The organism is Rhizobacter sp. Root1238, from assembly GCF_001425825.1.
Classification (GTDB): Bacteria; Pseudomonadota; Gammaproteobacteria; order Burkholderiales; family Burkholderiaceae_C; genus Rhizobacter.
Genome location: NZ_LMDM01000005.1, coordinates 67767 through 80054 on the forward strand (window position 1 = coordinate 67767; position 12288 = coordinate 80054).

At 70.4% G+C, this 12288-nt stretch carries 14 protein-coding genes; 9 read left to right on the forward strand and 5 right to left on the reverse strand.

Going from position 1 to position 12288, the window contains the following annotated elements; translation table 11 throughout:
• Nucleotides 1–27: 27 nt before the first annotated feature.
• The 3 genes from ASC98_RS05775 to ASC98_RS05785 all read left to right on the forward strand — a co-directional run bounded on the left by ASC98_RS05775 (nucleotide 28) and on the right by ASC98_RS05785 (nucleotide 3610).
• Nucleotides 28–330 carry a DUF1330 domain-containing protein gene (locus ASC98_RS05775; protein ID WP_056807401.1) on the forward strand — a complete coding sequence of 101 codons (303 nt, stop codon included), beginning with the start codon at nucleotides 28–30 and terminating at the stop codon, nucleotides 328–330.
• A 98-nt stretch (nucleotides 331–428) separates the two neighbouring features.
• Entirely contained in the window at nucleotides 429–3185 is a 2757-nt protein-coding gene (locus ASC98_RS05780) for a bifunctional diguanylate cyclase/phosphodiesterase (protein WP_157597772.1), read from the forward strand.
• 110 nt (nucleotides 3186–3295) lie between these two features.
• The gene (locus ASC98_RS05785; RefSeq protein WP_056807406.1) at nucleotides 3296–3610 is read left to right on the forward strand and encodes a hypothetical protein; all 315 of its coding nucleotides are present in this window, start codon (nucleotides 3296–3298) and stop codon (nucleotides 3608–3610) included.
• A gap of 19 nt (nucleotides 3611–3629) precedes the next feature.
• On the opposite strand, the gene ASC98_RS05790 is transcribed toward ASC98_RS05785, so the two are convergent.
• Together ASC98_RS05790 and ASC98_RS05795 are read right to left on the reverse strand one after the other, a co-directional pair.
• Nucleotides 3630–4157 (reverse strand): GNAT family N-acetyltransferase, encoded by a 528-nt coding sequence (locus tag ASC98_RS05790; RefSeq protein WP_056807409.1) that lies wholly within the window; start codon nucleotides 4155–4157, stop codon nucleotides 3630–3632.
• A gap of 1 nt (nucleotide 4158) precedes the next feature.
• Entirely contained in the window at nucleotides 4159–4749 is a 591-nt protein-coding gene (locus ASC98_RS05795) for a helix-turn-helix domain-containing protein (RefSeq protein WP_056807412.1), read from the reverse strand.
• Between the two features lie 17 nt (nucleotides 4750–4766).
• Here ASC98_RS05795 and ASC98_RS30105 point away from each other — a divergent pair, with 17 nt between their 5' ends.
• Nucleotides 4767–4991, forward strand: coding sequence for a hypothetical protein (locus ASC98_RS30105; protein ID WP_157597773.1), 225 nt, complete (start codon nucleotides 4767–4769; stop codon nucleotides 4989–4991).
• Nucleotides 4992–5054: 63 nt separating this feature from the next.
• On the opposite strand, the gene ASC98_RS05800 is transcribed toward ASC98_RS30105, so the two are convergent.
• The 3 genes from ASC98_RS05800 to ASC98_RS05810 are packed head-to-tail and all read right to left on the reverse strand — an operon-like array spanning nucleotide 5055 to nucleotide 7227.
• Nucleotides 5055–6632, reverse strand: a complete 1578-nt coding sequence (locus ASC98_RS05800) for a DHA2 family efflux MFS transporter permease subunit (protein WP_056807414.1) — start codon at nucleotides 6630–6632, stop codon at nucleotides 5055–5057.
• Complete coding sequence (locus ASC98_RS05805) at nucleotides 6629–7036, reverse strand: PIN domain nuclease (RefSeq protein WP_056807417.1); 408 nt, start codon at nucleotides 7034–7036, stop codon at nucleotides 6629–6631. The genes ASC98_RS05800 and ASC98_RS05805 overlap by 4 nt, the downstream gene beginning before the upstream one ends.
• Nucleotides 7033–7227: a type II toxin-antitoxin system VapB family antitoxin gene (locus ASC98_RS05810; RefSeq protein WP_056807420.1), complete on the reverse strand. Its 195-nt coding sequence runs from the start codon at nucleotides 7225–7227 to the stop codon at nucleotides 7033–7035. The genes ASC98_RS05805 and ASC98_RS05810 overlap by 4 nt, the downstream gene beginning before the upstream one ends.
• Before the next feature lie 118 nt (nucleotides 7228–7345).
• Between ASC98_RS05810 and ASC98_RS05815 the strand changes: the two genes are divergently transcribed.
• From ASC98_RS05815 to gudD, 5 genes are all read left to right on the forward strand, one after another.
• Complete coding sequence (locus ASC98_RS05815) at nucleotides 7346–8176, forward strand: hypothetical protein (protein ID WP_157597774.1); 831 nt, start codon at nucleotides 7346–7348, stop codon at nucleotides 8174–8176.
• 52 nt (nucleotides 8177–8228) lie between these two features.
• Nucleotides 8229–8744, forward strand: coding sequence for a hypothetical protein (locus ASC98_RS05820; RefSeq protein ID WP_056807425.1), 516 nt, complete (start codon nucleotides 8229–8231; stop codon nucleotides 8742–8744).
• 7 nt (nucleotides 8745–8751) lie between these two features.
• The gene (locus ASC98_RS05825; protein WP_056807429.1) at nucleotides 8752–9768 is read left to right on the forward strand and encodes a LacI family DNA-binding transcriptional regulator; all 1017 of its coding nucleotides are present in this window, start codon (nucleotides 8752–8754) and stop codon (nucleotides 9766–9768) included.
• A gap of 83 nt (nucleotides 9769–9851) precedes the next feature.
• A complete protein-coding gene (locus ASC98_RS05830) occupies nucleotides 9852–10826 on the forward strand; it encodes a tripartite tricarboxylate transporter substrate binding protein (RefSeq protein ID WP_056807432.1) in 975 nt (324 codons plus the stop codon).
• Nucleotides 10827–10915: 89 nt separating this feature from the next.
• The gene (gene gudD, locus ASC98_RS05835) at nucleotides 10916–12241 is read left to right on the forward strand and encodes a glucarate dehydratase (RefSeq protein ID WP_056807437.1); all 1326 of its coding nucleotides are present in this window, start codon (nucleotides 10916–10918) and stop codon (nucleotides 12239–12241) included.
• Nucleotides 12242–12288: the final 47 nt, after the last annotated feature.

Genomic DNA, 12288 nt, shown 5'->3' on the forward strand with positions numbered 1-12288 from the left:
GTCTTTCCCGAGACTCTGGAGATTGCCATGCCCAAGGGCTACTGGATCGTGCGTGCCGACATCACCGATCCCGAGGTGTACAAGACCTACCAGGCGGCCAATGCCGCGCCGTTCAAGCGTTTCGGTGCGCGCTTCCTGGTGCGCGCCGGCGGCTTTGAGGTGGTCGAGGGCAGCAGCCGCGCCCGGCACGTCGTCCTGGAATTCCCGACCTACGAAGCGGCGCTCGCCTGCTGGAAGTCGGAGGACTACCAGGCCGCGATCCGGCTGCGCGAGAAGGTGTCGACGCTCGACATCGTCGTGATCGAGGGGTACGACGGCCCGCAGCCCTGAGCACGCGGCGGCCGAACCGCGACTTAGCACACGGCACGCGGCTTCGGCCGCGGGTCCGGCCATCTCAAGCCGCTCGCCGGCGGGGCCGATAAGACCGTGTGGTCTCCTTCGCCTGCTTCAACAACACCCCCTGGCAACGCTGTGTCGTGGCCGGCTGCCTGTGGCTGCTGGCGGGCGGTGCGCTGATGCTGGCCCGCCCGGCACACGCCGGCGAGATCGGCTCGTCGGTGTTCGCGATCGAAGCCCGCCACGGCAACGAACCCAACTCGGTCATCACCGAATTGCGCCCGATCGAGGCGCAGGCGCGGGCGAGCGGTGGCGACGACCTGCGCATCTTCCTGGCCGCCTGGGGCTATGCCCACGCCGCCATCGACAAGCCGGCCGTGGCCGAGGCCGCGATCGAGGAACTCACCGACATCGGCCGCCGCACCGAAGACGCCGCGGCGCTCGCGTCGGCCTACACGCTGAAGGCCAGCGTGCTGCAGTTCTCCGGCCAGGTGCGCGCGGCATTCGGCTGGATCGAGAGTGCGGTGCCGCTGGCCGAGAAGGTCCGCAGCCCCGACCTCAGCTACTGGGTCGACATGACCGCCGGCGACCTGGCCACGTCGAACGGGCAGATCGACGAAGGCATCCGCCTGCTCGAAGCCGCGGCGCAGGCCGCGCGCGCCGGCCGCAACCCGCGCCGCGAGGCCCAGGCCTTCCAGGCGCTGACGCCGCTGCGCATCGTCAAGGGCGACATCGCTTCGGCGCTGGCGGAATCGCGCCGGGTGCGCGAGCTCGCCAGCCGCGCCGGCGACGTCGGGCTGATCACGTCGGGGTGGATCATGGAGGCGCTGGCCGCCGAAGCGGCGCACGAGCCCGAACGTGCCGACCGCGCGCGCCAGCAGGCCGCGCTGACCGGCAGCGTGCTGCGGCCGGCGTCGGGCGTCAATTCGCAGATGGGCGGCTCCAGCTGGCTCAGCACCGAGCTCGACACCTTGCTGACGATGTCGACGCTGTACCTCGGCCATCGCGACTACCCGGTGGCGCGCGAATTCGCACTGCGGGCGCAGCGCCTGGCCGACGTCCGCCAGGACACCGGCACCGCCGCGCGCGCCCTCGTCAACCAGGGCCTGGCCGAACTCGGCGCCGGTCACCTGCTGACCGGCCGGCAGCTCGCCGACCAGGGCCTGGCGATGCTCGGCAAGGCCGGGCGCAATGCCGAATACCTGATCCAGCTGAACCGCTATGCCGCCGCACTGGAGCGGGCCGGGCAGGCCACGCTGGCGCTCGACCGGCTGCGCGAAGCGCTGCTGCTCGAGACCGACCTCGACCGCCGCGACCGCCACAGCACCGTCGTCGCGCTGCAGCGCGAGTCGAGCTTCCAGCAGCGCCAGCGCCAGCTGGAGCAGCTGCAACACGACAACGAACTGCAGGCGGTCGAGATCTCGCGGCGCAAGAACGAGCGCGCGCTCGGCTTCCTGCTGGTGGCGGCGATGGCGATCGGCGTCGTCGCGGCCTGGCGGCTCTACCTGCGCTCGCTCGACGCGAACCGCCGGCTCGCCCTCAACAACGAGGCGCTGGAATTCGCGAGCACGCACGACAAGGTCACCGGCCTGCTGAACCGGCGCGCCATGGAGGCCGACATCGCGTCGATGGCCGGCCAGCCGTACTGCGCGGTGACGCTGTCGGTCAAGCAGTTCGGCCTGATCGTCGGCAGCGTCGGCCACCAGCTCGGCGACACGCTGCTGTGCCAGATCGCGACCCGGCTGGACGATGCGGCGACGCGCCACGCCGGCCGCCTGTACCGCATCGACGGCGTGACCTTCGCGGCGATCTACCGCTTCGGCGCCGACGTGCCGCGCCTGCACCGCTCGCTGGAAGCGCTGACCGAGGCGATGGACATGCCGTTCGAGATCGGCCACCAGGACCTGATGGTGTCGATCGGCGTCGGTGCGTCCGAATACCCGAAGGACGCGAGCAACCACGACGAGGTGGCGCGGCTGGCCGAGCTGGCCAAGCTGCAGGCGCAGGCCGAGCCGGGCAACAGCCACGTGGTCTACAACGCATGCATCGGCGAAGGCCAGCGCGACAAGCTGCGCATGGAATCGCGCATGAAGAAGGCGCTGGAGTCGGGCGACTTCGAGGTCTTCTACCAGGGGCAGCGCGCGCGCGGCGGCGGCATCAAGGGCTTCGAGGCGCTGCTGCGCTGGCACGACGACGGCAAGATGGTGTCGCCGGCGCAGTTCATTCCGCTGGCCGAGGAGACCGGGCTGATCGTGCGCATCGGAACCTGGGTGCTGCGCCAGTCGTGCCTGCAGGCCAAGGCCTGGGCCGACGCGGGGCTGGGCTCGCCGGTGGTCGCGGTCAACATCTCGCCGCGCCAGTTCAACCACCCGGAGTTCATGACGACGGTGCGCGAAACGCTGGCCGAGACCGGGGTCGACCCGGCGCAGATCGAGCTCGAGATCACCGAGGGCAGCGTGATGGACGATGCCGAGGCCAGCGTCGCGCGGCTGCATGCCTTGCGCGCGCTCGGGCTGCAGCTGGCGATCGACGACTTCGGCACCGGCTACGCCAGCCTGTCGTACCTGCGCCGCTTCCCGCTGAACCGGCTGAAGATCGACCGCTCGTTCATCAGCCAGCTCGGCGCGAGCGAGCAGGACGACACCATCGTGCGCACGGTGATCGAGCTGGCGCACAGCCTCGGCTTGTCGGTCACCGCCGAAGGCGTCGAGACGCCGGCGCAGCAGAGCCTGCTCGACGGCTGGGGTTGCGACATCGTGCAGGGCTTCCTGCACTCGCGGCCCGCGCCGGCCGCCACAGCGACCACGCTGCTGGTCGGCGACCGGCAGCCGGCGCTGGTCGCGGCCTGAGGGTTTCACTCCGGTGGACCGGGGCACCCTGAACTCGGGGGGATGCAGCGCTTCTCCGGCGCCGCATCGACACGCACAATCGCCGGGTGACGAACCGAATTCTTCTGGCGATGGCGGGAGTGCTCTTCATCGGTGGCGCGAGCGCGCAGCCGGTGCCCGCCGAGTTGCGTCCCGATCAGATCGCCACCTACCGGCAGAAGCTCGAAGCCGGCTGCGTGACCGACGCGAAGGCGGGCGGGCTGACCCCGTCGAACGCCCAGGCGATGTGCGGCTGCTGGAGCAAGAGCCTTGCGCAGAGCGTGACCGAGCCTGAATGGCAGGCCGCGGCGTCGCACGCCTTGAAGCGCGACGAGGCCGCCGAAACGCAGCTGCTTGCGCCGCATGTGCGGCAGTCGGCGCGCTTGTGCGCGGCGGTCGGGCGCTAGCCGTTCAGCCGCTGGCTGTTCAAGCGCTCAGGCGGCGATAGAAATACGTCGTCGCGCACAGCCCGCCCTCGGGCAGCAGCGCGTAGTCGGGCACCGTGCCGACGCGCTGCCAGCCTTCGCGCTCGTACAGCCGTTCGGCATCGGGGTTCGCGGTGTCGAGCACCAGCAGCGTCTTGCCGTTCTCTCGTGCCAGCGTTTCGGCCGCGCGCATCAGCGCGGCGCCGGTGCCCTGGCGGCGCGAGCGCCGGTGCACCAGCATCTTGCAGAGGTCGGCGCGGTGCGGCTGGTTGTCCGGCTGGTCGAGCACCAACTGCACGGTGCCGACGATGCCGAGCGCGTCTTCCGCGACCAGCAGCGCGCGCTCGCCGCGGGCGACGCCGTCGGCCACGCGGCGCCAGAAGGCCTGCGCGCGCGCCGGATCGAACGGCTGCATGAAGCCGACCGAGGCGCCGCCGTCGACGCAGTCGATCAGCACCGCGGACAGCGCATCGATGTCGGCCGGCGTCAGCGCGGCGAGGCGGCGCACGGTCAGGTCAGGGGAGGGCATCTCATCTCCAGGGGGCGGTGTCGGTGGTGATCACGACGGCATAGCGGGCCGGCTTGCGCGTCGGGTTGTGGTAACTCATCGGGCGGTCGAGCACCATCGCGAGGCAGTCGCCGGCATTCAACCGGTGGCGCTCGTCGCCGAGCGCGATGGAGATGCTGCCTTCGAGCACCCAGACCTGCTGGTGCACGCGCGGCGTGCGGGCGGCGGTCTCGTAGCTGACGCGCGCCCCCGCGGGGAAGGCGACCTCGACGATCTGGATCGGCGACGCGAAGCCCGGTGGCGAGACGTTGCGCCGCACATAGCCCGAAGCGGGGTCGCGCCACAGCAGCTGGTCGGCCAGCCGCGACACCGGCGCGGGTGCAGCACCCGGCGCCTCGAACAGCGACGCAAGCGGCACGCCGAGCCCGGTCGCCAGCTTCTCCAGCACCACGGCGGTCGGGCTGCTCTCGCCGCGCTCGATCAGCGAGATCATCGAGCGGCTGACGCTGCACTGCGTGGCCAGCTCGTCGAGCGACAGGCCGCGTGCGGCCCGCAGCTCGCGCACGTTCTGCGCGATGCGGTCGGAGAGCGAAACGGCCGGTGTGTCTTCCATTGGAATAATCATCCAATATGTTGGATGGATGTGTCAAGCATCGAAGAACAGGCGCGGCAGCAGGGCTGTGGGCCCAGTGGCGCGAGGAGGACAACCTCTACCTCAGCGCCGGCTTCATGTGCGGGTCGTGCGCGCTGGTGCATGCCGACTATGCGTCGGGAATGGCCGGCATGGTCGCCGGTGCCGTGGCGATGCTCCTGCTGCGTTCACGCAAGCGCGAATTCAGCCCGCGACGAACCTGAACACCTGCGGCATCACCCAGGCCGCCAGCACCACCTGCAAGCCGGCAAGGCCGCGCAGCACGTTCATCCGCGCTTCCCGCGGCCGATCATCCAGGCGGCGCTCAAGCCACTGAGCAGCGCGAGCGCGGCACACACGCCCATCACCTGCCGGAACCCGGCCACGAAGGCACCGCCGATGGCGTGCTGCAGGGCCGCCTTCAGCGTGGCGTCCAGACCGTCGGGCAGTGCGATGCCGGCGAGCCGGTCCTGCTGCTGCCGCACGGCATCGGCCACGCCGGCCGGCAGCGACAAGGCCTGCAGCGATTCGGCGAGGTGGTGGTTGAAGCCATGCGCCATCAGCACGCCGAAGCCGGCGATGGCCAGCAGGCCGGCCGCGCGCGACACCGCGTTGTTGACGCCCGAGGCCACGCCGGCCGCTTCGGCACCCACCGCGTTCATCACCGTGGTCGTCAGCGGCGCCACCGTGATGGCCATGCCGAGGCCGAGCACCACGGTGGCCGGGAAGAAGCCCGTCCAGTAGCCGCTGCCGACCGCCGGCAGCATGAACAGCGCGAAGCCGGCGGCGGCGACCAGCGGACCGACGATCAACGGCAGCCGCGGCCCGGTGCGGTCGACCAGGTGCCCCGCGGCCCGCGACAGCGCGAACATGATCGCGATGAACGGCAGCATCGCGGCACCCGCCGCCGCTGCACCGTAGCCCTGCACCTGGATCAGGTTGAGCGGCAGGAAGTACAACCCGCCGCCAAGCGCGGCGTACAGCAGCAGCGTCAGCAGGTTGGCACCGGCGAAGTCGCCGATGCGGAACAGGCGCAGCGGCACCATCGGCGCGGCGCTGCGGGCCTCGACACGCAAAAAGGCCGCCAGGCCAGCGATGCCGATCGCGAGCGCTGCCAGCACGTCGGCCGAGCGCCAGCCGTTCAACGGCGCCTGCACCAGCGCGAAGACCACGCCGGCGAGGCCGAGCGTCGCGAGCGCGGCGCCGGGCAGGTCGATCGCCGAGGTGTCGGCGGTGTTGCGGCTCTCGGGCACGCGGGTGGCGCAGATCAGCAGCAGCGCGGCGCCGAGCGGCAGGTTCACCAGGAAGGCCCAGGTCCAGCGGTAGTGCTCGACCAGCCAGCCGCCGAGCACCGGGCCGATCGCGGCCGCGACGCCGCTCAGCGCCGACCAGGTGCCGATCGCGCGGCCGCGGTCGGCCTGCGTGAAGTTGGCGCCGATCAGCGACAGGCTGCCCGGCACCAGCAGGGCCGCGCCGATCCCTTGCACCGCGCGCGCCGCGATCAGCAGGTCGGCCGACGGCGACAGCGCGCAGGCGGCCGATGCGATGGTGAACAACGCGACCCCGGCCATGAAGATGCGCCGCCGGCCGAGCCGATCGCCGAGCGCGCCACCGGCCAGCAGCAGCGACGCGAGGAACAGCGCATAGGCCTCGACGATCCATTGCAGCTGCGCGGCGCTGGCGTTCAGCTCGCGCTGGATCGCGGGCAAGGCGACGTTGACGATGCTGCCGTCGATGAAGGCCATGCCCGAGCCGAGGATCGCGGCGGCGAGCGTCCAGCGCTGGCCACCGGCCGACGCGCCGGCGCAGGGCGCGCCATGCAGGATGGCGACCTTGTCGCAAGGGGTCTGGCCGGCTGGGTTCATGGCAATGATCGGTTCTGTACGACCTTGAGGCCCAAGTGTCTCTCGAAAGGCTCGAAGTCGCGGTCGGCGTGCAGCAGGTGCAGGCCGTCTTCGATGCACCGGGTCGCAATCAGCGTATCGATGGTCTTGCGAACCGTCACGCCGAGCGCTCGGAGCTTGCGAAAGTTCTGGGCTGCCTGGACCGCGATGTCGCGTCCGCAGATCTCGATCACAGTGAAGGCGGACAGGGCCTTTCTTGCCGCCTTGAAGTCGGCATCCGTGCGGAAGCCTTGCAAGACTTCCGTCAGGATCAGATCGCCGACAACGAGCTTTTCGGTATCCAGCAGTGCATCGAGCGTCTGCGCCGAGGGTGTCGGCGCGCCTCGAAAGTAGTCGACCCACACGCTGGAGTCGACGAGGATCACTTGTCGGTCCTCATCGTGTCGAGGTCACCCTCCCACTGGAGCTTTCCCCTGAATTGCCGTGCCTGTGCTTGGCGATTCAGCTGCAGGAGCGTCTGCAATGCCAGCTCGACGACCTCGCGCTTTGTCTTCGCGCCGCTGACCCGCAGCGCGTCCCGCATGAGCTTGTCGTCGATCACGATGTTCGTGCGCATGATGATGTGTATCTCGGAATCGATGCGTACACATTCTATGCTTGGCGCGCAGATGGGTTCTGCGAGGCACTTCTGGATGCAGGCGGTGACCGGCGGCACGCTGCCCGACAATCCCCGCATGACGCCCATCCGTTGCCTGCTCGCCCTCACGTCCCTGCTCATCGCGACCGCGGGCGTTGCGCAGACGGCCCGCTCCACCGCGACGCCGAACCTCGTGCTGGTGCTGCAAGCGCCCGACCGCGCCTTTCCGCTGACCCTCGTGCGTGCCGGCGCGTTCTCGCCGTTCGAGCTGACCGCGGAGTCGCTGCAACCGGGCCAGCGCGTGCAGCTTCACCAGGCCGGCGCACATGTCGGCGAGGCGCGCGTCGATCGCCTGCAGGTCGAGGAACGGCAGGGCTGTTCCGAAGGCAGCCATGCGGTGCTCGCAACGCCGTTGCCGGTGGCGAACGGCACGCCCGCACTGGTGACGACACGGCCCCTGAAGGACCTCGGCGTCGAGCGCGGTGCTGCCGTCACCGACGCCGATCGGGCCGCTGCCCGCGACCTGGCACGCACCATCCTGGCGCGCCACCAGGCGCCGGCCGCTGCGTTGGCCGACACGCTCGCGGCCCTGCGGGTGTCGGTCGTGCGCATCGAGCGCGCAGGCCCGCCGGTCCTCGTCGCGTCGTCGCACATCGAGAACCAGGACAACGTGCAGACCCTGTTCTTCGTCGCCGAGCGCACGCCGCAGGGCACCCATGCGGCGACCTACGAAGAGTTCTTCCGCGGCGGTGCCGGCGCGTCCGCGCTGATGGAGATGGACTTCGTCGACCACGCCGATCTCGACGACGACGGCATCGCCGAACTCGTCTACGCCTACGCCGGCTACGAGTGGACGGGCTACGGCGTGCTGAAGCGCCATGCCGGCGGCTGGACCGCGGTGCACGCGCAAGCGGTTGGCGGTTGTTGAGCGCAGCCCGCGCGTGTACTGTTCGGGCTCCAACAAACCCCAGGAGGAACCCATGTTCGGTTTGACATCCCTAGGCGTCATCCACACGGTCATCTCGCTCGTCGCGGTCGCGGCCGGCCTGGTGGCGTTCTTCAAGGACAAGCGCATCGTCGCCACCAACACCACCGGCCGCGTCTACATCTGGGCGACGGCGCTGACCTGCCTCACCGGCTTCGGCATCTTCCAGCACGGCGGCTTCGGCAAGCCGCACATGCTGGGCATCCTCACGCTGGTCGTGCTGGCGGTGGCGGCGCTGGCCGGCGGGCGCAAGCTGTTCGGCGGCGTGTCGCCCTACGTCGAGACCGTCGGCTATTCGCTCACCTTCTTCTTCCACATGATCCCCGGCGTCACCGAGACGACGACGCGGCTGCCGCTCGGCAAGCCGCTGCTTCCGAATGCCGACGCGCCCGAACTGCAGGCCGCGGCCGGCGTGCTGTTCCTGCTGTTCGTGATCGGCGCCGGCTGGCAGTGCCTGCAACTGCGCGCGCGCAGCCGCCCGGGCCTCGCGGCCGCCACACCCGCGGCCTGACCTGCCGATGACCCTGCAGCGCGCCGCGGCCTCGCACCTCAGCATCACCGTCAACGACGTGGCGCGCGTCGCCGGCGTCTCGGCGATGACGGTGTCGCGCGTGCTGAACCGGCCGGAGAGCGTGCCGGCCGGCACCGTCGAGAAGGTGCGGGCCGCGGTCGCACAGACCGGCTACGTGCCGAACCGCGCGGCCGGCGCCCTGCGCTCCAGCCGCAGCCGGCTCGTCGCCGCGGTGGTGCCGACGCTGTCGGGCCCGATGTTCCTCGAGACATTGGAGGCGCTGACCACCGGTCTGGCCGAGCGCGGCTACCAGCTGATGGTGGGACAGAGCGGCTACAGCGAAGCGCGCGAGGACGAGCTGCTGGCCGACATCATCGGCCGCCGCCCCGACGGCATCGTGCTGACCGGCGTGCTGCACACCGCGCAGGGCCGGCAGCGGCTGCTCGCCTCGCGCATCCCGATCGTCGAGACCTGGGACCTGATCCCCGATCCGATCGACGTGCTGGTCGGCTTCTCGCACGAGGCGGTGGGACGCGCGGTGGCCGCGTTCTTCGCGCGGCGCGGGCGGCAGCGGCTCGCGGTGATCGGCGGCGACGACCCGCGCGCGCGGCGTCGTGCCGAGGCGTTTGCCGCCGAGGCGCAGGCGCACGGGCTCGCCGCGCCGGCGCTGCAGTACGTGCCGGCGCCCACGCGGCTGGGCCATGGCCGTACCGCGCTGCGCGAACTGCTGCGGGTGCAGCCGCAGGTCGATGCGGTGTTCTGCAGCTCCGACCTGGTCGCGCTCGGCGTGCTGACCGAGGCGCTGGCGCGCGGCATCGGCGTGCCGTCGCAACTCGCCGTGGTCGGCTTCGGCGACCTGAACTTCGCCGCCGATCTCGAGCCGGCGCTCAGCAGCGTGCGCGTCGACCCGCGGCAGATCGGCGACCTCGCGGCGCAGTGCATCGTCACGCGTGCCAATGGCGAGGCGCTGGCGTCTCGCGTGGTCGATGTCGGCTTTTCGCTCATCGAGCGGGACAGCAGCTGATCCGTCGATTGCTGGGGTAAACCCGCATCCCGGTCGGCTGATTCAGCGCGTATTGTTAACGTTAACAATACCGGAGACGAACCGTGCACAAGCTGTTCACTGCATTGCCTCTGTCGCTGGCCCTGACCGTCGCGTCGCTTGCCGGCGCGCATGCCGAACCCTGGCCCGACAAGCCCGTCACGCTGCTGGTGCCGTTCCCGCCCGGCGGATCGACCGACACCGTCGCGCGGGCCATCGCGCCCAAGCTCAACGAGGCGCTGCACCAGACCTTCATCGTCGACAACAAGGCCGGCGCCACCGGCACCATCGGCGCGGCGCTGGTCAAGCGCGCGCCGGCCGACGGCAGCACCTTCCTGGTCACCTCGCTCGGCCCGCTGGTGATCGCGCCGCACCTGATCAAGAACGTGCAGTACGACGCGCTGAAGGATTTCGACCTGATCACGATTGCCGTGCAGGCGCCCAACGTGCTGGTGGTGCCGGCCGCGTCGCCGCACAAGAGCGTGGCCGACGTCATCGCGTTCGAGAAGGCCAACCCGGGCAAGATGACCTTCGCGTCGTCAGGCAACGGATCGAGCGACCACCTGACGGCCGAGCTGTTCTGGCAGCTCACCGGCACGAGCGGGTCGCACATCCCGTACAAGGGCGGCGCGCCGGCCATCTCCGACCTGCTCGGCGGACAGGTCGAGGCTTCGTTCCAGAACGTCAACGCGGTGCTGCAGCACATCAAGGCCGGCAAGCTGCGCGCGCTGGCCGTCACCGGCGACAAGCGATCGGCGGTGCTGCCCGAGGTGCCGACCTTCGACGAGGCCGGCGTGAAGAACCTCGCCGTCTACTCGTGGCAGGGCATCGCCGCGCCGAAGGGCTTGCCGGCCGACGTGCGCGCGAAAGCGCACGCGGCGATCGTCGCGGCGCTGAACGACCCGCAGGTCCGACAGCAGTTCGTGTCGGTCGGCATGGAGATCGTCGGCAACACGCCGGCACAGTTCACCACCTTCCAGCAGAAGGAATTCGCGCGCTGGAAGAGCGTCATCGAGACGGGCAAGATCACCGCAGATTGAGTATTCGCCGGCTTCGACAGGCTCAGCCGGACCCTTCGACAGGCTCAGGGCGAACGGAGTCTGTGGCCCACCGACATTCCCTCTTCATCATGCAAACACCCATCATCACCGCGCTGCGCGCGATCCCCGTTGCCGGCCGCGACGACATGCTGCTGAACCTGAGCGGCGCGCACGGCCCATTCTTCACCCGCAACCTGCTGATCCTGACCGACAGTGCCGGCCGCACCGGCGTCGGCGAGGTGCCGGGCGGCGAGAAGATCCGCCAGACGCTCGAAGACGCCGCGCCGCTCGTCGTCGGCCAACCGATCGGCAACCACCAGCAGGTGCTGCAGCGCGTGCAGCAGGGCTTCGCCGACCGCGACAGCGGCGGCCGCGGGCTGCAGACCTTCGACCTGCGCACCACCATCCATGCGGTCACCGCGATCGAGTCGGCCTTCCTCGACCTGCTGGGCCAGCACCTGGGCGTGCCGGTGGCGGCGCTGCTCGGCGAAGGCCAGCAGCGCGATGCGGTGGAGATGCTCGGCTACCTGTTCTTCGTCGGCGACCGCACGCGCACCGACCTGCCGTATGCGCAAGAACCCGACGCCGCCGACGACTGGTTCCGGCTGCGCCACGAGAAGGCGATGGACGCCGACGCGATCGTGCGCCTGGCCGAGGCCGCGCAGGCGCGCTACGGCTTCAACGACTTCAAGCTGAAGGGCGGCGTGCTGCGGGGCGATGAAGAGGTCGAGGTGATCCGCGCGCTGCACGAGCGCTTTCCGACCGCGCGCATCACGCTCGACCCGAACGGCGGCTGGCTGCTGAAGGATGCGATCCGGCTGATGCGCGACATGCGCGGCGTGGTCGCCTATGCCGAGGACCCGTGCGGTGCCGAAGGCGGCTTCTCCGGCCGCGAGGTGATGGCCGAATTCCGCCGCGCCACCGGCCTGCCGACCGCCACCAACATGATCGCCACCGACTGGCGCCAACTCAGCCACGCGCTCGCGCTGCAGTCGGTCGACATCCCGCTGGCCGACCCGCACTTCTGGACGATGGCCGGCTCGGTGCGCGTCGCGCAGACCTGCCGCGACTGGGGGCTCACCTGGGGCTCGCATTCGAACAACCACTTCGATGTGTCGCTCGCGATGTTCACGCAGGTCGGTGCCGCCGCGCCGGGCAAGGTCACCGCGATCGACACCCACTGGATCTGGCAGGACGGCCAGCGCCTGACGAAACAGCCGCTGCGCATCGAAGGCGGCCATGTGCAGGTGCCGAAGCAGCCCGGCCTCGGTGTCGAGCTCGACATGGACGAGGTCGACAAGGCGCACCGCCTGTACCTGCAGCACGGCCTGGGCTCGCGCGACGACGCCGTCGCGATGCAGTACCTGCTGCCGGGCTGGACCTTCGACCCGAAGCGGCCCGCACTGGATCGTTGAAGATGTCACGAACCGGGCGGCCCGTCGCGGCCTGCCCGGGAGACCGG